Raw genomic sequence first — 22,069 nt, forward strand, 5'->3', positions numbered from 1 at the left:
AGTAAAAAGCAGTAAATAAAAGTAAAAAACAGTAAATAAAAGTAAAAAGCAGAATCTAAAAATGAAAACCCTACATAATCAATAATAGGGTTGAATTCTACCTGCACGTTACTCTTTTCAAATTGTATTTTATCTTCTTTGCTTAACTCTACCTTTTCTGGGGTGCGCTGCCAGATAAACTGGTAGGCGTCCTCTAATATATAATTAGAAGACGGTTCTAAGCTAGTAGAAGTATTTTTTATTCAAGAGGTTGTTTCAGCGTATCCTTGAACCCGGCTTTATCTCTTTGTCCGGCATAAGGGCTGATACGATTTCTCCACCGTCGTCGGCTGCAAGCATCATGCCGTTTGATTTAACTCCGCAGAGTTTGGCAGGTTTCAGGTTGGCGAGTACGATTACAGATTTTCCTACAAGCTCTTCAGGAGCGTAATAAGAAGAAAGACCTGCAACAAGCTGCCTTGGTTTTTCTTCGCCAATGTCCACTTCAATCCTGATGAGCTTTTTTGATTTCTTCACAGGTTCGGCGAGAAGAACTTTTCCTACGCGGATGTCGAGTTTTGCAAAGTCTTCATACTCGATCATGGGAAGTGTTTCTTTTTCCTCTTCTCTGGGTTTTGCTGCGCCTTCAGCTTTCTCGGCTGGTTTTGCTTCTTCGGCAGGACCCATCCCTTCGGATTTGGCGGGCTCTTTACCTTTACCCTTTCCTGCGGCTTTCTTTGCATCTGCAGCTTTTACTCTCTGGTTTGCAATCTCTTCCATTTCTTCAATCCTGTCATCTTCAAGCTTTGTGAAAAGGATTTTGGGCTTTGCAAGTTTTGTGCCTGCTTTTAGAGGCACGAGAGCATCAGCATACAGCGTGGTGTGCAGGTCTCCTTCCTGCCCGAGTTCTTTCCAGGCGGTCTCCATGCTTCCTGGGGTTACTGGTTCAAAAATGAGGCATAGAGCTTTTGCCAGGTGCAGGCAGTTGTAAAGCACCTGTCCACAGGCGACCTTATCCTGTTTTATTAGGTTCCAGGGCTCGTGGGACTGGAAGTAGATATTTCCAAAAGATGCAAGGGACATTGCAGAATCAACGGCTCTTTTGAACTCATATTCAGCCATTGCGGCTTTTACTTCCTTCAGAGTCTTTTCGATTTCTTCCCTTACCTCAGGCTCGAGTTCTCCAGACGGGACTTCTCCGTAGTTCTTGAAAGCGAAAAGCATTGTCCTGTACAGGAAATTCCCTAACACGGAAACAAGTTCGGTATTGATTTTTTCCTGAAGCACGCGCCAGGAAAAGTTCAGCTCCTTTGTGTGGGATGTATAACTTGCCAGATAATATCTCAGCAGGTCAGGATGGAAACCGTGGTCAAGGTAATCTTCTCCTACCCAGACCACATTGCCCCGGCTCTTGGAAAACTTTTTACCTTCAATTTTGACCATGCCTGAAGCTACGACAGCAGTCGGCACCGAATAATCCGCGCCTTTAAGCATAGCCGGCCAGAAGATACAGTGATGATAGGTAATGTCCCCTCCTATAAAATGGACAATTTCCCCGTCGTTTTTCCAGAATTTTTCCCAGGAATCTCCGGCTTTTGCAGCCCATTCCTCGGTAAAAGCGATATATCCTATAGGAGCATCTACCCAAACGTAGACTACGAGGTCATCATGCCCAGGGAATTTTACTCCCCATTCCAGGTTCCGGGTGATGCACCAGTCTGTAAGTCCTTGCTTTACCCAGCCAAGTGCATAGTTTCTGGCATTGATGGTTCCGCCAAGGTCATTTGAGAGATAGTCCATGAGGTAATCGCTGAATTCGGAAAGCTTGAAAAAGAAGTGTTCCTGCTGTCTGTACTCGGCAGGCCCTCCGCAAATAGTGCAGACAGGGTTTAGAAGTTCTCCGGGCTCAAGGTGTTTTCCACATCCCTGATCGCATTCATCTCCTCTTGCAATTTCGCCGCAGTGAGGGCAGGAACCTTCTACATAGCGGTCAGGGAGAAAACGATTGCATTTGGGGCAATAGGCAATTTCGATAGTTTTCGGGTATACATAGCCTTTTTCAATCAGCCTGTTGACAATATCCGTGGTCCGTTTATGATTCTCAGGATCGTCAGTAGTCCCAAAAGCATCAAAGTAAACTCCAAGCTGCTTGAAAGTCTCATCAAAATGTTTGTGATAAACTTCTATAAGCTCTTTAGGAGTAATCCCTAGTTCTTCGGCATTTACGACAATGGGGGTGCCGTGAGTATCCGAGCCGCAGACAAAAGTAACGTCCCTCCCTTCTTTTCGCAGGGAACGGGCATAAATATCTGCGGGCACATAGGTCCGGAGATGCCCGATATGAGCCTTGCCGTTAGCATAAGGCAGGCCACAGGTGACAAGTACGGGTTTACTGGATGATTCTGGCATTCTTATCTCCATATATTTTTTATGAATATATTCCTCTTCGACGATTGCAACTCTGAAATATATTTCGCTCACGCTTTTTGATCAAACTTTTTTAGAAAATGTTTGTTGCAATTCTAAAATATATTTCACTATTGTGTTTTACAAGGTAATCTATTTGAGGAATAGTTAATAATCATATATAAAGAAGGGTGGAATGTAGAGATAGATTAATAATAGCTCCGATAAATGAGCTGTTTGTAAATTCTATTGTCTGCGGGCTTTTGTAAGTATCCTTTGCACCGCCTGTTACAATACTATTTACTCTCTTGATTAAAAATATAAATAATGCTCAAGACCGCAAACTAAAGCGGCAAATCTAAAATATACGGTTCTATATATACGGTTCCATCAGATATGAGCGATAAAAACATAAACCCTGAAGATACGAACTCAGAAGATCTATCCGGAGATGACAACTTACAAAGCAGTCCTCACAATGGAAGAGGTTGCTCTGTTCCTGATAATGGAATTTACGGTACTAGTGATAACTCCTTTGACAGCTCTGCCCCTGATGGTCCGGAAAAAATGGCTGATCATGGGACCCACATTGAGGTCTCTGAAAATAAAGAAATTAAAAACAAGAGTTTAAGCATGAATCCCAATCCGTATCCACAGAAAAAAAAGCATAGATGGATGCCCTACCTGCTGGTCGTACTGGCTCTCGTTGCTATCATACTGGTGAGTCTTGCGTTAATCTCCTCCAATTTTGGTGTTGGTGGAAACTTGGGAAGTTCGGAGAAGGTAGCTGTTATCTATATCCAGGGCACTATCTTTTCCGGAAACGTTGCTGAAGGGCTTGGTTATGCTACTTCAGAAGCGATTGCAGGAGATATTCGCAGTGCTGCCGCAGATGATGGAGTCAAGGCAATTGTGCTTAGAATTGACAGTCCTGGAGGATCTCCAGCAGCAGCTCAAGAAATTGTAGAAGAAATTAAGAAAGCCCAGGCAAAAGGAATTCCTGTTGTTGTATCCATGGGGGACCTTGCAGCCAGTGCTGCATATTATATCTCTGCGCCGACTGATTACATTATTGCAAACCCCTCTACAAATACCGGATCTATTGGAGTGATCTGGGTCTTCCAGAATAATTCTCTCTCTAATCAAGAAACAGGTGTAGATTACTATGTTGCAAAATCTGGAGAAATGAAAGACATGGGAAGTACCTGGAGAGGACTTACTGATCAGGAAAAAGAGTATGCTGATTCTGTAGTTATGGATAGCTACGAAAATTTCGTAGCTGAGGTTTCTGAAGGGCGCAACATGTCCAGAAGTAACGTAAAATCTCTTGCTGATGGTCGCATATACACCGGAGTCAGGGCAAAGGAACTTGGGCTTGTGGATGGCTTTGGAAATATTTATGATGCAATTGACAAGGCTGCGGAACTTGGAGGAATTTCAGGGGAACCAAAAGTTGAATATATGAACAAGGCAAGTATTTCAAGGCTACTTTTGGGTTCGGATTCCAAAGGATCTAATGAGACAGCCAAACAGTCTGTCAGTTACTTTGAAGAAAGTCCATATGGAAGACTTCTTGCCTGAAATCCTAACAGAGCAGGTATTAATAAATAATGTGGTTTTAATTGCAAGCAGTTAAAATTCCGGATTTTTTAATTTTATTTTTTATCTTAATATTTTCCTGTTCTTTCTCTTCTTTTTCAACTTTGCTGATTTTCATAACAGCTTTACACCCGAAAAATCACAAAATATATATTCTCTCACATGCAGGATATCTCGGGCTTAATATGCTGGATCTTAAACTTGTACGTAATAGTCCCGATATAGTTAGACACGCTCTCATTAATAGGAATATGAGCACTGAGCTTATAGATAGCCTTCTTGAGTATGATATAGCGTGGAGAAAATGTCTCACCGAAGGTGATGAGCTAAAACATAAGCGCAATGTGGTCACCCGTGAGATAGCGAAGCTAAAGAAAGAAAATAAAGATACTTTATCCAAGATAGAGGAAATGCAAGGCATTAATAGCCGTATAAAAGAAATCGATGATATAATACGTGATTACAAGTCAAAAATACATGAAATAATGCTCCAAATCCCCAATATCCCATCTTCGACAACTCCGGTAGGTAAGGACGAGAATGATAATCCAGTTGTAAGGGTCGTTGGCGAGCCAAGAAAGTTCACGTTTACTCCAAAGCCCCATTGGGATATCGGAGAAGCACTGGATATACTCGACTTTGAGAAAGGAGCCAAGATTGCAGGTCAGGGTTTTACAGTCTATAAAGGAATGGGCGCAAAACTCGAAAGAGCGCTCATAAACTTTATGCTGGATGTACATGAAAGACAGGGTTATACTGAAGTTTTTCCACCTGTACTTATCAATGAAAAAGCTATGACTGGTACAGGTCAGTTGCCTAAATTTAAGGATGATATGTATCTGTGTACTGATGGTTACTATCTTGCACCTACAGCAGAAGTCCCTGTAACCAATCTCTTTATGGACGATTATATTGAAAAACTGCCTGTCTTCCTTACAGCGTATACTGCCTGTTTCAGGCGCGAGGCCGGAAAACACGGTCAGGACACCAGAGGCATTATCCGTCAACACCAGTTCAATAAGGTTGAACTTGTCAAGTTCGTAAAGCCGGAAACCTCATATGAAGAAATGGAAAAGCTTACCAATGATGCGGAAGAGATCCTTAAACTTTTGAAATTGCCATATCGTGTGGTAAATCTTTGTACTGGAGACATCGGATTCTCAGCAGCAAAGACTTATGACCTCGAGGTGTGGGTACCTACACAGGAAAAATACAGGGAAATCTCTTCGTGCTCCAATTTCGAGAACTTCCAGGCCAGAAGGGCTAATATCCGCTTCAGGACTCCTGATGGCCCTCAGTTCGTCCATACTCTTAATGGCTCAGGTCTTGCTGTAGGGAGGACGGTCGTTGCGATACTCGAAAACTATCAGCGTGAGGACGGAAGTGTGGAAATCCCTGAGGTTCTCAGGCCATACCTCGGTGGGGCAACAGAAATTAGAAAGGAAGTCTAAACTTAAACTAAAAAAGTCTATATTTCGGCAGAAATTCTGGTAATCTAAAAATTGATCCCAAAACTGCTATCAACGCGGAGAAGCGTGGATGAATGGATATCGTGGATGAAGGATGTAAGGAGGTAGTTTTTCATTGCTTTTCTTGCTTTTAGGAGCTTTTTCCTCCTTCAATTCCTTAAATATTTATTCCGATAGGTGAAAAACTGCGTAATTCACTGTGTTTCTCTTTTTCTCAGACTTTTTGCATCTTAACTTTCTTGTCGATTTCCGGCTTTTCTCCTGCAGATTTTGTCCAGAAGCAGAATATTATTAAGTATCAGAGATCCACTCCATCCAAGAGGGATTGCCCAGGCAGGGCTGCCTGTAGACTTATCCACCTGCTCCGGGAGAAGGCCTGTACTGGTTGCTCCGGCAAGAGCCCATTTGAGGTAGCCAATTCCTTCACTGGTCAGTCTTTTCACTTTTTCTTCAGGTTTTTCTTCTTTTTCATATGAATTCTCATGCGTGGGAGCAGAGCTTTCTTTTTCATAGGAGAGTTCAAGGGCAAAGGTAAACATTGCTTCCGAAAGCCAGAGTGTAGTTACTACCCATGGGTTTCCATTTATGTAACTGTCATTTTCATACCTTTTGATGCCGTAACCGAGATTTATAGGTACTGAGAGTTTCTTTTGAATGTTCTCTATCATGAACTGAATCATATCCTTTTCCAGGGGGTCTTTTGCAGAGAGCATTCCAAAAGGGACATAGGTGCCTAGAATACTTGCATCAATCGTTTTGTCCAGTTTCTCGTTAATTACTCCTTTTGCAAAGTAGCCTTCCTGAAGCCAGAAACGGTCAATTGTGGCCTGTTTGACGAATTCTGCTCTCTTTTTCCAGCGCCTTGCCATGCCAGCTTCTCCATTTTCTTCAGCCAGATGGGAAGCACCCATGAGCCCGGCATAAATTGAAGCATTTGTATATGTAAAAATTCCGTAGTAAGTCTCCCAGAGATCCATGCATCTTTCGTGAATTCCTGACTTGGTCCGCTTCATCAGGTATTCGGCAGCCCTGAGTACCGAGACCCATACCTCTTCAAGAAACTCAGCTTTTTTCAGGCCTTCGAGAATTCCGTAATAAACATCCATAGCATAGAGTGTGGACCCGGTTTCGTCAATCTGAGTTGAGTAGTCAAAGTTGCCCCAGGAGGGAGCTATATCCCCATTTAGCCAGTAGCGTTGAAACCAGGAACCATCGGAGAGCTGAGTCTGGATGCACCATTTGAAAAACATGTCACAGTAACCTGGATAGCCTGAGTGCTTTAGTGCGAGCACGATTTCTGCAGCATCTCTGTTCCAGCAGAATCCATATCCTCCGCATTTCTCAAAGTTTGAGTCAAACTCCGGAGCAGCTACAAAAGACCCATATTCGCGGTCATTAAGGAGGTAAAGCATCAAAAGAGCTCGGTTATAGGCATTGAACAGATCTTGACGCAGGTTCTCGTATTCTTCGAGCCCTGGAATTTTGATTACCTGCTTTCTGGAAAGCCACATAACCCAGTGTTCCCGCGTCTTTTCAAAAATGTATTCAAGAGGCAGTTTTGAGAGCTCCTGCATTCTCTTATACAGGATGCGTCGGGAAGAAGCAGCGCCTATAAGGATCACAAACTCGTTTGCTCCGTCAGCCTCCAGTTCAAGATCCCAGCCAGCCGCGTTATTAATGTTTCCTATGTCTTCTTTATTCCCCTGAAGTTTTCCGTCTTCCATATCATATTTGGAATTCGTCCACCATATAGTATCCATTGCCTTTCCGATTTGCCACTCATTAAACTCTGGCTGGGAATATATCCCTATATGATAGTTTTGCCAGTACTGTACGAGCAAATGAATATCGGTATCGCAAAACCCGGAGTTTTTCTTGGAGGTTTCCCCTACGTTAAAATTCGAGTAATAAAAGAATTTTCCTGAAAGCTTTTTCTGGGACTGGACCTTAAACCTGCGGATAAGGACAGGCACATCAGGGTGCACAAGGTCAAGAATGGAAATACGGATTCCCGAATCATGATAAAGTTTTGTTGACACAATATTTGTGTCCTCTATATAATTCTGGATGCCGTGCCATTCGTTATCATTGGTCCAGAGAAGCCTTTCTCCTGTATGGATACAGGCGACGGATTCTTCGACATGCTGAGCATGGTCTCGACGGGGGTAAAAAAAACCTATGATCTCCCCTTTTTTTCCCATTGTTACAAGCAGATCGTCATTTCCGAGAATAACATTGGGTTGCTTTATCACCGCGTCACCCCTCTCATCTGGTATTCCTGGCTTGTACCGCCCGACGGCGCCGGCGAGATTATGTGTTCGCAGACTTCCTTTCCTGTAGCTTTACAGCTTACCTCTCTCACACTTATGTTTTTCCCGAAATATTCGGTCAGGTAACCTGCAAAATAACCGCTCATATAGGCACAAACTGGCTGTTCCGACCCTCCGTAAACATCAGCTATAAATGAGTCTTTCACAATGATTTTTCCTTCATAAGTTTTGGGATCACATTCGATTTCCAGAATTCCCCAGCCCACGCCTTTGAAGAGTTCTGCAAGCATGCTTGCAAAATTACTGTCATTAAGGTCCAGAATACTCTTGAAATACTTTGCTGCGTGAGTCCCACCCTTAAGTCCTGAAAGAGTGAGAAGCCCTTCTGCATGCGGCGCACTCTGGTTGAGAGTTTTAATGATATCAACAATGGTAAGTGCCCTTGCCATAACTCCCCTGACTCCTATAACATTTAGAGGGAAGTCCACGGAATAAACCATCCCGTATTCTGAAATCCCATATTCAACTTCATTTACAACTTCAAGTTCCTTTATTTTTTGGGCGAAACTTTCTGGATCAACATCTTTGTCAAGTTCGGTAAATACTGAATATTCTCCGGTTTTCTGTGTAATATTATCTAGATGACCAAACATAATGAAGGCGTTCTCTTTTTCGAGAAAGTCACTTATTAAAGACAGAGATCCGGGTTCTTTCGAGTAGATTATCTTAAACCATACAATCTGCGAGTTCTCATTGAAACCTGCAAACATGAATAAGTCTCTTACCATGTGACCTGACTCCCATGAATTAGTATGTGTTCTTTAGTTAAGCTATTGTGCGAAGTTTTCTGAATACCTGTGCTTTGAAATCCATAAGTACAGCCATGAAATTAACCGCTGCATCGAAAGGCGTGGAGTGAACACTGAAATATGAATGTACATCCCCATCTCCGAGCCATTTGGTACACATATAGTAATAATGGTCCGAAGTCAGCAGATGCTTCCATATATGCAGGATTTCAGGGTCCTCCGTCTTCCTCACAAAGGGCTCAAGCAGCTTTATTTCTTCAAAGCAGCGCCTTTGCATGTCGTTCCCAAGCCATGCGCTTGTATCGCGTTCCATATCAGCCCAGGAAATTGTGGAAAAGTCCCCAACATCGATATCAGCTACAGGTGAATATTTTTCGACAAGCTCAATAGGGGTGCTGAAGTCCAGTTGAGTCTTGAGTACTTCCCCGGGAAGTTCTTTCAGGAAGGAAAATATCCCGGTTTCTTTCCACTGATGCTCTCCAAAGGTCTCATAGTCCATAAAGATATTAACACAATTTTCATTATTCCCTGAAGCCCATGAGGCCCATTTCTTTGCAGTCAGGGGATATCCTTCCCACCACCTTGCAGAAAACCTGTATCCTATATCGTCACTCAACTTGTAATTCCTGAAGATAATAGGAAGTCCCGAACCTTTTGCCCTGTAAAGTACGTTGGGTGACCTTCCCTCAAGCATATGATCCGCTCCTTCGGTAAGGATCGCTCTGTACCCAAGATCCGAAACAAGCTTTGCTATAGTGTTATTGTAAAGCAGTTCGGTATTCCGGAATACCTGAGGTTTAACTCCCAGAAGGTCAAACATAATTTCTCTATGTTCTTTTATCTCCTCAATAAATTCGGTTTTGTCTTCAAAAAGACTTGATAGGGAATGATAAAAGGTTTCGTCCAGAAATTCCACTGCTCTGGTTTCTGCCATCTGCCGAAAGCCTTCAAGGGCATCTTTTCCCCAGAGTTCACATTGTTCGAGCAGGGTTCCGGTAACCGAAAGAGAAAACCTGAATTCTCCTTTATGTTCATCAAGAGCGTCCAGTAGGAGCCTGTTTGCAGGAATGTAGCATTTCCGAGCTACTCTTTCAAAGATCTCCCTGTTGCTTCTCTCGTCAAAATAGCGGAAAAAACCTGATCTGTCATCAGGCCAGAACCTGCGCAGTCTGAAAGGCTGATGTGCCTGGAAATACATGCAAACCGATGTCATGCTCCCTCCTCCAGCACAGCTCTCCTGAAATCGGACAGGATGGAAAAGTAATTGACAGCTCTTTCATATCCTTCCCTGAGATTCTCAGAATTCATAGAAAAAAAGATTTCACTCTGCTGAAGATAACCGAATATATGTTTAAGTTCTCGATAGTTTTTATTTTCTTTAAGCCCTGAGAGTTCCTCTTCAATTCTTACCAGTTCTCGCAGGTAAAGCTGCTGAGCATGGTTACCTAATGCATTATTTATTCCATATCGGATTGTCTGTTCTGTTCCCAGGGTAGGAAGTTTTAAGGGTTCAAATCTCCTGACAGCCTCAGAAGGTGTGAGCATGTCAATGCCTCTGGACTTTAAGGCTTCTGGAAGCATCCTGATAAAATCGTCTATCATACTTTTGTTTCTGTAGTGAAAGCAGAGGCTTGTATAATTAAAATAAAGAGTCAGGATATCACCTTCCATGCTGGCAATCCAGTCTGCAAACTTTTCCGGAATAAGAGGATAGCCTTGCCAGTTTTTTTCCGAAAAGCGCAGTTCAAGGTCTTCGCTAAGGTTTATATGCCTCAACAAAGTCGGAAGATGGTTCTCAAAGACATGTACAGGGTCATATCCGTTCATGAGGTTCCTGGACCCCTCGGCGATAAGACAGTTATAACCCAGGTCGGTAAGAATCTTCTCTACTCTTTCGGTGTACAGAAGCTCTGTGTTTACGAAGGTTTTAGGGGTAATATCCAGTAATTCCCGAAGCATTTCCCTGTACATGAGCACTTCTTCCTTAAACCAGGAAAGATCGGGATATAGCGAACTCAGGGAGTGATAACTGCAGCTCCCTGTGAATTCTACGCCTCCATTTTCCCCAAATTCACGGAATGATTCGAGAAGTTCGGGGTCCCATCTACACTGTCCAAGGAATGGTCCGGATAGATCAAAGGAATATTTTCCTCCTCTTTCTATGGACTCCATAATCAGATCATTAAGACGTAAAAACTGTCGGCTTGTTTTTAAAAATTTTGAAAAAATACTATTCCGGTCAAAATACCGGTCCATTTCAGGCACCCCGAAAAATCCCTCTACAGGCCAGTACCACTTAGGACTGTAAGGCAGATGCACTCCCATACAGATGCATACAGCTTTCATAACACAGTATTCTAGTGCGGAAACCTACTAAAAACTATTGTTTTGGTTAACTCAAAACTATTTTTTATGCCCAAACCTGAACTTGCAAGGAATCAGAAAATACTGATAATAACTCAAGGGTAAAAAGAACAACTTAAATTAAAAACAAATTAAAAGGTAAGATAGAATGGGATTCCATCTAAATTGGAAGCAAAGAAAATCTCTTGGAAGCAAAGAAAGTCTCATGCTTCCAAAAACAAGGCATGGGCGAAAAAACCGCAGCTTTGTAAGTTATTTCACTTGAGTGAAACTTATTTACGTGAAACTTATTTACAATATTTCTCAGCCCTCTTGAGCGAAGCGAAAAGGGCACCGTCCTCCCGAGACGGGACTCGGGTGACGGAACTCGGGTGACGGAACTCGGGTGAAGAAATTCGGGGACTTTATCTCATCATAAACCTTGTCAGGCTGCTGTGTGCGTCGGAGATTTCTTTGAGGGAGAGGGAAATCTCGAAGTCTTTTCCTTTTACTTCAAGGGAATTGCCTTCGACTTTGCCGATTATCATATGAGGCACATCTTTGAGGATTTCAAGTACAGCCTCTGGTTCGCCTGTAGCAAGTAAAGCTCTTGCTGGAGCTTCTGAAAATAATAGTTCCTCAGCTTTTAATTCTGAAACTTCACTCAGGTCTACTTTTGCACCGTAGTTCTTGCACATCTTCGCAAGTCCTGCGGCAATTCCTCCAAGGGACAGGTCGTGTGCCGAGCTGAGTTTTCCGCTCCTTGCAGCTTTGATTACGGCTTTTATTATCTCAGGAGCATTTTTCGGGACAGAAGGAACTTTTCCGGCATTCTGGGCCTCTAAACAGGCATAGTATTCGGAACCTCCCATATCTGCAGTTGTCTCTCCTACCAGGATGATGGTGTCTCCGGATTTTGCAAAGAAGCTTGAAGGAAGAGGAGTCTCAAGGTTGACTTTCCCTATTATTCCTATTGAAGGGGTTGGGATAATTGCGGTCTTAAATTCATCGCTTTCGTTATACAGGGAAACATTTCCTCCCACGACTGGAATTGAGAGCTCCCTTGCCCCATCTCCAAGCCCAAGTACGGAGTTTTTGAGTTGCCAGTAGATTTCCGGACGATCCGGGTTCCCAAAATTCAGGCAGTTTACAATCGCAAGCCCTTCAGCCCCTTTTACTGCAAGGTTCATGACGTTTTCAATTACTATATTCTTTCCTCCGTTATAGGGGTCAAGAAGGGTAGCTCTTGGCTGGCAGCCGCAGGAAAGTACGAGTCCTTTTTTATCAGTTATTTTGAGCACGCCAGCGTCTTCTCCGGGTTTGACAATTGTTCTTAACTGGACTTCATGGTCGTACTGCCTGTAGATCCATTCTTTTGAGGCAATATTGTAGGAAGAGATAACTTTCAGGAAGGCTGCCTTAAGGTCTTCCGGAGTTTCGGGGGCTTTACTTTCTTCAACCTGAGGAACAGGAGCTACTGAGGATTTCTCACAGGTCGGAGCTCCACCTGTCAGGAAATCAATTGGAATATCTACAACGACTTCCCCTTTGAACTCAACCGTGTAGTTTGGTTTCTCTGTTAAGTATCCAACTACGGCCCCATTAAGGTCGTACTTTGCTACCAGAGCAAGTACGGCATCAACGTCTTCAGGAGCTACTTCAAAGACCATGCGCTCCTGAGATTCTGCAAGCAGGATTTCATAAGCATTCATATTGGGTTCGCGCTGGGTCACGGCATCTGCAATAATATAGGCTCCAAGTCCTCCCTTTGCAGCCAGTTCCGCGCTTGCTCCTCCAAGACCGGCGGCTCCCAGGTCTTTGCAGGATTTTATATAACCCTTTTCCATGGCTTCCAGTGTCATTTCGATTACGAGCTTTTCAGTATACGGATCTCCCACCTGGACGCTTGGGCGGTCTTCGGCTTCGGCTGATTCGGAAAGGTCCCTGGATGCAAAGGAAGCTCCTCCAAGTCCGTCTTTTCCTGTGCTGGAGCCTGCGAGCACAAGTTTGTTTCCGGCTTTCTGGGAGCGGGCAGTTATGACCTCATCTTCCCGGCAGAGCCCTACTGCAACAACATTTACAAGAGGGTTTCCACTGTATTTTCGGTCAAAGAAAGTCTCACCATTGACCACTGGCACTCCTATGCAGTTTCCATACCCTGCAATTCCCTTAATTATCTGTTCAAAGAGAAACATATTTTTTGGAGTGTCCAGAGGCCCGAAATAAAGTGGGTCCATAAGGGCTATTGGTCGGGCTCCCATGGAGATTATATCTCTTACGATGCCTCCTATACCTGTAGCAGCTCCGTTGTAGGGGTCGACATATGAAGGGTGGTTATGGCTTTCCATACCTATGGCAAGTACATAGCCATCATCAAATTTTATAATTGCAGCATCGTCCCCAGGGCCAATAATTACGTTTTCGCCCTTACTGGTAAAAGTTTTCAGGAGAGGAGCACTTGAGCGGTAGGAACAGTGTTCGCTCCATAAGTTTAAAAAGCAGCCCTGTTCTACCAGGGTGGGCTCTCGCCCCAGTTCTTTTTTAATAATCTTAAGGTCTTCTTCAGGTAACATTGCCTTGCCTCTGATACTTAGTCCTTTTTTGGATGCCGAAGCTCTGGTTTTTTCTTAATAGAATTGATTATTCCCTTAAATTCAAGAGTTTCAGTATTAGCGTTAACAGTTTATGCCGCAATAAAGGGATAAGAATTAAATAAATATTTCTAACTCAAGTCTTTTCAAAAAACTGCTTGACAGCAAGCCTTTTAATAAAAGCTTGACCGAAAACCTTTTAGGAAAAGGTTTTATCGAAAAATCATAGCAACGACGAGATCAACATCGTAACGGTTGTGGTACAACCCTTTTTAAAAAAGGCTTGACCGAAAAGCCCCTTGAAACGACGTGATCAAACGAGTCAACGGTTACGCATAAGAGTATTGAATTACAATAAAGATGTTGAACTGAACCAAGAAAGTTGAATTACAGGATAGAGTTTTTTCATTCTTTCTGGATTTCTGTGACTATTAAATCTTATAGCAAGCTTTCTACTCTTGCATTTTTTCACGAATATCATACTGGATGAAAAGAAGATGATGATCATTGATACAGGGTTCAAGGTTATTTTTCTGAGTTGCATATTATGATCGATCAATTGAGGCTTCTTTCTGAAAAATGATCTTGAAATTTTTACTGATTGAGAATAAAATCGGTTTTATTGAGTATGAAATCGATTTTGGAATAAGCTAAGGATAAAAAGATTTAAAATAAAGTGGATGAAAGAAATATGTTAAAATTATATTTGCTGGATCATTTTTTCCACTTTTATTCCAGATTCGGTAAGGGAGTACATTTCTTCCTTTTTTGTAATTAATTCCTTCTGTTCAAGTTCATCGAGAGTTTTTGCAATGGTGGGATGTGCAACTCTCAGGGTTTTTGATACTCTTTTTCCTTCCATTTCTCCTTTTGAGGAAAGTAAGGAGAGCACTTTTTGCCTTATACTGTTTCCGTTTACAAAACCTATTAAATCGTTCAATTCGTTCATCAGGTGCCCCCGATTTATTAGTATAATACTTTTATACTGCTATATTTATATAATAGAAGTGCATATATATGTGATAGCAGGTTATAGAAAGAGATGAAATTCAAGATATATCTAACTTGTCGCTGGTATGAAAGGCTTTTTCCGGCAAAATCAGGTATTTTAAGCTTTTTTAGCTTTCTCAGCTCTTTGATTTTTCGGCGTAGATCCTTTCCCAAAGCGTTAATATTTTGAATTCCTTTCAGATACCCAGCTTTTTCACTTGCAGTTTGTAATGATCTGTATTATTCACCAATGATCATGTTGTTAAATTTACTCTATAAGTAAACATTATAAAACTAACATTACAAATGAATATATTAATATATAAAAAAATTAAACAATACTAAAGCTCTGATTGGCTTTTTATATTGTCAAGAGTTTCGGGCTAGTAACTGAAATTCAATATAAAGTGCCTGTAAAATACCATTAGGCTTTAATACCTTCATTGATAAGTACTTTATATCTATCTAGTTATTTTTAGATGTAAGTTACATATACAATGATTACAAATTCGGAGGATATACCAACAAATGAGCAGCGGAATGTGCCCAGTATGTGGGCTTCCAAAAGAACTTTGCATTTGCGAAGAAGTTGCAAAAGAGCAACAGAGAATTACTGTGAAAGTAAATAGAAGAAGATACGGCAAAGAAGTTACCGTTGTAGAAGGTTTCGACGCAAGTGAAATAGATCTTCATGAACTGTCCACTTATCTTAAATCAAAGTTTGCATGCGGCGGTACGGTAAAGGGAAATACTGTGGAACTTCAGGGTAATCACCTGGCCCGCATGAAAGAAGTCCTCATGGAAAAGGGTTTCTCTGCTGAACAAATCAAAAACTAAATCCTGACGAGGTTCAGGAATAAACCGGGTCTGAGAAATAGCAATAATATTATTTAGCAATAACTTTTCAGGTCTGGAATTACTATATTTTTGTCAGTATTTAAATAGCATGCGTTTTGGGTAAATTAAGAGATACTTCTACTCAAAAAGCAAAAGTATATGGATATCTAACTAATTGATAAATTTATGGATGTAATCCTGGTTAAGAGAATCTCTCAAAATTTACCTGATTTATGTGGTGTTGGTCTCCCATGAAAACAACATGTGAAATTATGGTACAGAAAGTCTTGCCCGCAATTAGGGCAGAACTTTCCAGAACAATGATCTTTGAGCATGGGTGCACGCAGCAGGATGTAGCGGACATCCTGGAGCTTTCAAGGGCTGCGGTATCCCAGTACGTGAGTGAAAAACGTGGGGCTGAAGTTGATTTTTCCGAGGAGACTCAGAACGAAATTCGGAAATTTGCATTAGTGCTTCTAAATAAAGACCTATCCTCTCAGGAAAAGGTAGATGGCATGTGCAACGTTTGCAGGTTTGTTCAGAAATCCGGCTGGCTATACAAGAACGCTCCTGAAGCTAAAGCCTGTATCATCTGCGAGGATACGGATTTAAAGTGAATGGAACACTGTGTATTAAATGTAAAGGAAAGGGACTTTGTGGGCGTCTCCGTTGTCCAATCCTTGAAAAATTCAAGTCTTTTCAGTCCATCGCTCCTGTAATCTCTGGAGATTCGGTTTTTGGAGCATCTCCTCCTGCTGTTTTTGTCGGAAGTTTTGGTTACCCCAGGGTCTCTGCAGGCCCGCTTATTCCCCCTCTGGCAAATGAGAGCGAAGCCTCAGTTTTTGAAGATACCTCAGCCTGGGCAAACATGCAAATTCAAGACATTATCTCCATGCGTTCCCGCATGGTCAGGGCAAACACAAATTTCCATGTAAAGGATGCCCGCAGCAAAGAAAACCCTCTTCTTGTAAAAGCGCAGGAACTTGCCCTCTCCAGAAAGCCAGTGGATACCGAAGCCTGGTTTTTTAAAGCCCCTAAACAGGAACTCAAATTCGATGCCGTACTGACGCCTATGGGGCCGTCAGGGCTTGTCAAAAACTTTGAACTTGCAGAAAATCCGAATGTTCCGAAAAAAGTGGATTACCTTGTCTACGACACTGACGCCCTGGCAAAAGATGCGGTGCTTGAACTCTATAAAGGGGATATTCCGGCTGAACATATTACTCGCCTGTTCTCAATTGGCCTGCTCGGAAAAGAACGAAAAATCGTGCCAACACGCTGGTCAATTACAGCCGTGGATGATATGGCAGGAAAGGAACTTGCAGACCGCATAAAGGACTTTCCCTGGGTCTCAGGGATCCAGCTTTTTAGCGGGACTCATTTCGGGAACCATTTTGAAGTCCTTATCCTTCCACAGGCTTATGCCTTCGAACTTATAGAAATCTGGCTCCCAAAAGCAGTCTGGTCTGGAGAATCAAGCTGGATTGGGGAAGACAGCGAGAGTTACGATGGAAAAAAAGGTTATTCTCCCCTGGCTGGAGGCTATTATGCCTCACGGCTGCCTGTGCTTGAATATCTGACAGAAATCAAAAGGCAAGCCTCGGTATTTGTACTTCGGGAGATAACTCCAGATTACTGGGCTCCCCTTGGAGTTTGGGTCGTTAGAGAGGGCATGAGAAAAGCTCTTCGGAACCCTCCAAAAAAATTCGATTCTCTCGAAGCTGCAGTTTCGGACCTTGCGGGTAGGATAAGCACACCAAAATCCGAATGGATGCAGCAGGCAAAGATGCTTTCAGATTTCCGTTTTCAAACGACTCTGGATTTCTTTTTTAAATAAGGATAGATCACTGACTATATTTTAAAAACAAAAATAAGCAGGCAGGAAAACTTTAAAGCCTTTTATCCGGCTTATTCAGGTTTCCTGACCTTTTTTCACGTTTATTCAAATATTTCGGGCACTATGCGCCGTGCAACTTCTTCGTAAGCTTTAGAAATATCGCCTTTGTCAAATCTAAAGACATCTTTGTCCATTGACTGACCGGTCTTCTTGTCCCAGAACCGGCAGGTATCGCAGGAAATCTCATCTGCAAGGATGATTTCTCCGTTCCTCCTTCCGAATTCTAGTTTGAAATCCGGAAGTAAAATGCCTTTTTTGTCCAGATAGGGCACAAGCAGTTCGTTAATTTTCAGAGCGAATTTCCTGAGTGTGGCGAGCTCTTCCGGTGTTGCTAACCCAAGTGCAAGAGCAATATCGTCATTTAGCATGGGATCTCCATACTCATCGTTTTTGAAGTCAAAAACAAGTACAGGAGTCTTGAAAACCGTGCCTTCTTTAATGGGATATCTTTTTGTAATCGAACCTGCGGCAATATTCCTGACAATGACCTCGATTTTTATAATCTCGACTTTCTTCACAAGCATATCGATGTCAGAAAGCATTTCGACAAAATGAGTCTTTATCCCCTCGGCTTCGAGCATCTCAAAAATTTTTTTTGAGATCTGAGCATTATAATACCCTTTTTTTTCCATTTCCCCTTTCTTTTCTCCGTTAAATGCAGTCAGACTGTTTCGGAATTCGGTAATAAGGGTGTCAGGATCATCCGTCTTATAGATAGTTTTTGCTTTCCCTGAATAGAGTTGTTCTCTTGTCATGCAATGGTCCTCTAGGGATAATTCTGGATTTCCTTAGATAGAGATATCTTAGGAATGATAGTTTTAATATACTAGTTCTGATAATGCAGAAGTTTTGATAATTCCGTGATATCCCAGAAACAAGCTATATAGATTGAATTGTCTCTAAGATGCGAAAATCTACGCGGAGACAATTAGCTATTTCCAGAATTCACAATTACTCTCTGAAAGTGAGACATTTTTCGGGATTGCAAATGCTTTTTCCGAAAATATGCTTGACTCCCGAAAGAGATAGAATAGATGATAATGTGTTCTGCTAGATAAAGTTATCATCTCCAGCCGGTTTTTTTCCTTTTACTGCCGGCTGCTTCGTAAATTTTATCATCGAAGAAAACCAATTACTTGGTTTAACAAATTAAAGACGAATTTAAGAACTTACCGCATTTGAGTGCCCAACACTTGATAGTGGATTAGTCCAAGCATGCAACAGGTAAAAACATGTCAGGCACTATATTAGATATCGTAGAACTACTGCTAACTGCAGAGATCTATAATCGCTATCCAGAACTGGATGTAAATGATCTTCCAAAAAACATCCGAAAAAACTACTGGAGTAGCACAGAAAAAACAGTTCCCAAACCCATCACAGCCACATTTATTCGTATTGAAAAATTGTATGGGCTTAAGGATATCGAAAAAATCGTAAGGAACGTCCCCTTCATAAATACTGACAAGTCTCACTTTGAACTTCGTCTGAGCGCTTTCGAACTTGCTGCAGAATGGTTTGAAAAGCAGGAAGGTTCCCAGGAAAGGATTGAAAATAACCCTGTCCTGGCTTATTACTTTGAAAAAATAAGAAAGGATGAGGCTGCAAATTATGCGCTTGCAAAGACGAAAATAAGTCCTAAGGAATCCGATAGGGAATGGATAGAGTCCAAGATAGCGGAGATTCGGAAAGAGGACAAAAGCGAAGATATGCTGAAACTCGCGGTTATTATCGCTCCTGAGGATGTAAAACAAAAAGTCAGAGACCTTGTGCTCACCGGGGAACAGAAGAACGAAGTTGAAAAGATCACAAAAGCCATCGAGTACAGGGAATACCTGCGGGAGATCGGCTTGCATGATATCGGAAAACTCCTGTTTGTCGGTCCTCCTGGAACCGGAAAGACCTCGGTTGCCCGTGCACTTTCAGAACGGCTCTCAATCCCGTTTGTTGAGGTCAAACTCTCCATGATAACAGATCAGTATCTTGGTGAGACTGCAAAGAATATTGACAGAGTCTTTTTGCTTGCAAAGAAATTGAATCCCTGCATTCTTTTCATAGATGAGCTCGATTTCGTAGCAAAAGCAAGAACGTCTGACGAGAATGCTGCCATTAAGCGAGCAGTAAATACCCTTCTTAAGGCCATAGATGAGATCAGCCTTGTGGATCATGGAGTTCTTCTTATTGCCGCGACCAACCACCCCCGCATGCTCGATAGTGCAGCCTGGAGACGCTTTGACGAGATTGTTCATTTTCCCCTCCCTGACCTTGAGATGCGTAAAGATATACTGAATATCGTAACCCGGCACATCGAAGGGGATTATGACACAGGGGTAATTGCGGAATTGACAGAAGGTTATTCAGGTTCGGACCTGCGTGTCGTTATAAGGGAAGCTGTCCTGGGTGCTCTTCTCGAAGAGCGTAAAATACTTACCCAGCAGGATCTGCTGGACGCTGTAGACTCTTTCAATGAGAGGGCTGGCCTCAAGTCCGAAGAGTACGATAGGAAGAAGTAAAAATGAGGCTAACACTTCTTGGGACCGGCGATGCTGTCGGGACTCCTAAAATTGGATGTAATTGCCCTGCCTGCGAAGACGCCCGAAAAGGTGGAAAAAGTCAGCGTCTTCGTTTTTCTATCCTTGTAGAGTCCGATAAGGGCAAGATCCTCATTGACACCAGCCCTGATCTAAGGCAACAATTTCTCAAACAAAACCTGTCTTGTGTAGATGGGGTAATCTGGACGCATGGACATTATGACCATTACTCCGGATTTGGAGAGTTCTACAGAGTTCAAAATAAGGTTGATGTTTATGGGGTTCAGGAAAATATTGAATACATAAATCGGTTCGTTTACTTCCTGAAACCCAGGTATCATTATGTGAAGCTCTATGAGCCCTTCGAGCTAATCGGGCTGCAATTCACTCTTTTTAAGGTCAACCACCCTCCTGTAGAAGTTCCTACAGGGGTTATAATCCGTGAAGGCGATAAAAAAGTAGTGATTACAGGAGATACAAACTCAGAAATTCCCGAAGCCAGCCTGGAACTTCTGAAAAATCCGGATCTTCTTATTGCAGATGCTATAGTGCCACCTAATATCCATATCAAAAAACACATGAACTCAGAAGAGGCTATGGCACTTGCAGAGCAGCTCAATGCAAAAAAAATAGCTTTGATCCATCTCAGTCATTTATTTCGTCCTCATCATATCGAATCCTTATTTTTACCTCTTGGATACGATGGGCAGGTTTTTGAGTTTTAAAAATTTTTAAAATATTGTAATCACCACTTTATATTTTTTCTAAAACTCCTGTTTAAATTGATTGAGGATCTTTGTCTAACACGATCTTTCTTTTTATTCCTTATGTTAGCTCTATATATTCTGGATCCCAAAAACCATTAATGAACCCTAAACGTATTCGGACTATTCTATCCGGGAAACCAGGCAAAGGACCGGTTGCTTATTGGATGAGCCGTGACCAGAGGGTTGAGGACAACTGGGCTCTTCTTTTTGCCCGAAAAATAGCGTTGGAAGCCGATGTGCCTTTTTTTGTGGTCTTTTGTCTGGTAGATGGATTTCTGGAAGCTATAAGAAGACAATATGAGTTTATGCTCAGAGGGCTGCAGGAAGTTGAAGCTACCCTTGCAAGGAAAAAAATTCCATTCTTTTTCCTTCGAGGAGACCCTGAAGAAGAAATTCCATATTTTATTGAGAAACATGAGATTGGAACTCTTGTTACTGATTTTAGTCCACTTAGGATTAAGAGGACATGGACAAAAAAAGTCGCATCAGGCATTAAGGTACCCTTCTTTGAGGTGGATGCTCATAACGTAGTTCCCTGCTGGGAAGCTTCTAAAAAGCAGGAATATGCTGCCCATACTTTCCGTCCTAAGCTCTTAAAGCTCCTTCCTGAATTCCTTACGGAGTATCCTGAGCTTGAAGCAAATCTCGAATTTCCTGAAATCGTCATGATATCCGGAAAATCTGAAACGTTTTCAGAAGTTCAAAAAAGTGGATTTGAAACTCGTCTTCCAGGGGAGTTTCTTAAAGAAAAAGCCGGTTTCTTACCTGATATCGCGCTTTTCGAAGCTGGAGAAACAGCTGCACGAAAAGTTATGGCTGAATTTCTCACTAATAAACTTGACTCTTACTCCACCCTGCGAAATGACCCAACTAAAGATGCCTTATCCAATCTCTCTCCTTATCTGCATTTTGGACAGATCTCGGCTCAAAGGGTAGCTCTCAAAGTAGAAAAAGCAAAAGCTGACTTGAAATCAAAAAGAGTATTTCTCGATGAGCTCCTTGTGCGTAAAGAGCTTGCCGATAATTTCTGCTATTATAATCCTTTTTATGATAGTTTTGATGGCTTTCCTGAATGGGCAAAGAAAACCCTTAATTCTCACAGGCATGATCAAAAAAGTCATGTCTTTACATTGGAAGAACTGGAAACAGGAAGGACATACGATCCTCTCTGGAACGCCAGCCAGATAGAACTTCTTAGTAGAGGGAAAATGCACAGCTATATGCGGATGTACTGGGCAAAGAAGATTCTCGAATGGAGTGAATCGCCCGAAAAAGCCCTCGAGACTGCAATCTACCTAAATGATAAATACGAATTGGACGGACGAGACCCGAATGGATATGCAGGAATTGCCTGGAGTATCGGGGGAGTTCATGACCGCGCCTGGAAGGAAAGGGAAATTTTTGGAAAAATAAGATACATGAGTTATGAGGGTAGTAATAGAAAGTTCGACGTTAAATCATATATTGAAAAATATTCAGCTTTGTAGAAATCCTCAATTTTATCTAAATAACTTATGCCACTTTTTTGTTTACGTTGTATGTTGAGATTTTAATTTTTATCGATAGGTATACAAGCTTACT

The 22,069-nt window shown here is 42.1% G+C and carries 16 protein-coding genes; 8 read left to right on the forward strand and 8 right to left on the reverse strand.

What is annotated here, in order from left to right:
- Positions 1 to 255 precede the first annotated feature (255 nt).
- Positions 256 to 2,388 carry a methionine--tRNA ligase gene (gene metG, locus A9239_RS06420; protein ID WP_048121985.1) on the reverse strand — a complete coding sequence of 711 codons (2,133 nt, stop codon included), beginning with the start codon at positions 2,386 to 2,388 and terminating at the stop codon, positions 256 to 258.
- Between the two features lie 393 nt (positions 2,389 to 2,781).
- Between metG and sppA the strand changes: the two genes are divergently transcribed.
- Together sppA and serS are read left to right on the forward strand one after the other, a co-directional pair.
- Positions 2,782 to 3,966, forward strand: coding sequence for a signal peptide peptidase SppA (gene sppA, locus A9239_RS06425; protein WP_048121984.1), 1,185 nt, complete (start codon positions 2,782 to 2,784; stop codon positions 3,964 to 3,966).
- Between the two features lie 203 nt (positions 3,967 to 4,169).
- Positions 4,170 to 5,435, forward strand: a complete 1,266-nt coding sequence (serS, locus tag A9239_RS06430) for a serine--tRNA ligase (protein ID WP_048121983.1) — start codon at positions 4,170 to 4,172, stop codon at positions 5,433 to 5,435.
- A gap of 248 nt (positions 5,436 to 5,683) precedes the next feature.
- Here serS and A9239_RS06435 read toward each other — a convergent pair whose 3' ends face one another.
- The 6 genes from A9239_RS06435 to A9239_RS06465 form a co-directional block, all read right to left on the reverse strand.
- Positions 5,684 to 7,705 carry a glycoside hydrolase family 15 protein gene (locus A9239_RS06435; RefSeq protein ID WP_048121981.1) on the reverse strand — a complete coding sequence of 674 codons (2,022 nt, stop codon included), beginning with the start codon at positions 7,703 to 7,705 and terminating at the stop codon, positions 5,684 to 5,686.
- On the reverse strand, positions 7,702 to 8,511 hold the full coding sequence (locus A9239_RS06440) for a V4R domain-containing protein (protein WP_048121979.1): 810 nt from the start codon (positions 8,509 to 8,511) through the stop codon (positions 7,702 to 7,704). The genes A9239_RS06435 and A9239_RS06440 overlap by 4 nt, the downstream gene beginning before the upstream one ends.
- Before the next feature lie 37 nt (positions 8,512 to 8,548).
- A complete protein-coding gene (locus tag A9239_RS06445; RefSeq protein WP_048121977.1) occupies positions 8,549 to 9,745 on the reverse strand; it encodes a glycoside hydrolase family 57 protein in 1,197 nt (398 codons plus the stop codon).
- Positions 9,742 to 10,878, reverse strand: coding sequence for a glycoside hydrolase family 57 protein (locus tag A9239_RS06450; protein WP_048156329.1), 1,137 nt, complete (start codon positions 10,876 to 10,878; stop codon positions 9,742 to 9,744). Before A9239_RS06450 ends, A9239_RS06445 begins: the two co-directional genes overlap by 4 nt.
- 422 nt (positions 10,879 to 11,300) lie before the next feature.
- Positions 11,301 to 13,448 carry a phosphoribosylformylglycinamidine synthase subunit PurL gene (gene purL, locus A9239_RS06460; protein ID WP_048121973.1) on the reverse strand — a complete coding sequence of 716 codons (2,148 nt, stop codon included), beginning with the start codon at positions 13,446 to 13,448 and terminating at the stop codon, positions 11,301 to 11,303.
- A gap of 718 nt (positions 13,449 to 14,166) precedes the next feature.
- The gene (locus tag A9239_RS06465; protein WP_230628981.1) at positions 14,167 to 14,415 is read right to left on the reverse strand and encodes a winged helix-turn-helix domain-containing protein; all 249 of its coding nucleotides are present in this window, start codon (positions 14,413 to 14,415) and stop codon (positions 14,167 to 14,169) included.
- Positions 14,416 to 14,984: 569 nt separating this feature from the next.
- On the opposite strand from A9239_RS06465, the gene yciH reads away from it, so the two are divergent.
- The 3 genes from yciH to A9239_RS06480 all read left to right on the forward strand — a co-directional run bounded on the left by yciH (position 14,985) and on the right by A9239_RS06480 (position 17,130).
- Positions 14,985 to 15,293 carry a stress response translation initiation inhibitor YciH gene (yciH, locus tag A9239_RS06470; protein WP_011023951.1) on the forward strand — a complete coding sequence of 103 codons (309 nt, stop codon included), beginning with the start codon at positions 14,985 to 14,987 and terminating at the stop codon, positions 15,291 to 15,293.
- A gap of 251 nt (positions 15,294 to 15,544) precedes the next feature.
- Positions 15,545 to 15,910: a transcriptional regulator gene (locus tag A9239_RS06475; protein WP_048121971.1), complete on the forward strand. Its 366-nt coding sequence runs from the start codon at positions 15,545 to 15,547 to the stop codon at positions 15,908 to 15,910.
- Positions 15,907 to 17,130, forward strand: a complete 1,224-nt coding sequence (locus tag A9239_RS06480) for an Nre family DNA repair protein (protein ID WP_048121970.1) — start codon at positions 15,907 to 15,909, stop codon at positions 17,128 to 17,130. The genes A9239_RS06475 and A9239_RS06480 overlap by 4 nt, the downstream gene beginning before the upstream one ends.
- A gap of 101 nt (positions 17,131 to 17,231) precedes the next feature.
- On the opposite strand, the gene purC is transcribed toward A9239_RS06480, so the two are convergent.
- Positions 17,232 to 17,945 (reverse strand): phosphoribosylaminoimidazolesuccinocarboxamide synthase, encoded by a 714-nt coding sequence (purC, locus tag A9239_RS06485; RefSeq protein WP_048121968.1) that lies wholly within the window; start codon positions 17,943 to 17,945, stop codon positions 17,232 to 17,234.
- A 477-nt stretch (positions 17,946 to 18,422) separates the two neighbouring features.
- On the opposite strand from purC, the gene A9239_RS06490 reads away from it, so the two are divergent.
- The 3 genes from A9239_RS06490 (at position 18,423) to A9239_RS06500 (ending at position 21,975) form a co-directional block, all read left to right on the forward strand.
- The gene (locus A9239_RS06490) at positions 18,423 to 19,703 is read left to right on the forward strand and encodes an ATP-binding protein (RefSeq protein WP_048121967.1); all 1,281 of its coding nucleotides are present in this window, start codon (positions 18,423 to 18,425) and stop codon (positions 19,701 to 19,703) included.
- A gap of 2 nt (positions 19,704 to 19,705) precedes the next feature.
- Positions 19,706 to 20,446: an MBL fold metallo-hydrolase gene (locus A9239_RS06495; protein WP_048121965.1), complete on the forward strand. Its 741-nt coding sequence runs from the start codon at positions 19,706 to 19,708 to the stop codon at positions 20,444 to 20,446.
- A gap of 140 nt (positions 20,447 to 20,586) precedes the next feature.
- Entirely contained in the window at positions 20,587 to 21,975 is a 1,389-nt protein-coding gene (locus A9239_RS06500; RefSeq protein WP_048156326.1) for a deoxyribodipyrimidine photo-lyase, read from the forward strand.
- Positions 21,976 to 22,069: the final 94 nt, after the last annotated feature.

The organism is Methanosarcina sp. A14, from assembly GCF_001729375.1.
In the GTDB taxonomy this organism is placed as follows: Archaea; Halobacteriota; Methanosarcinia; order Methanosarcinales; family Methanosarcinaceae; genus Methanosarcina; species Methanosarcina barkeri.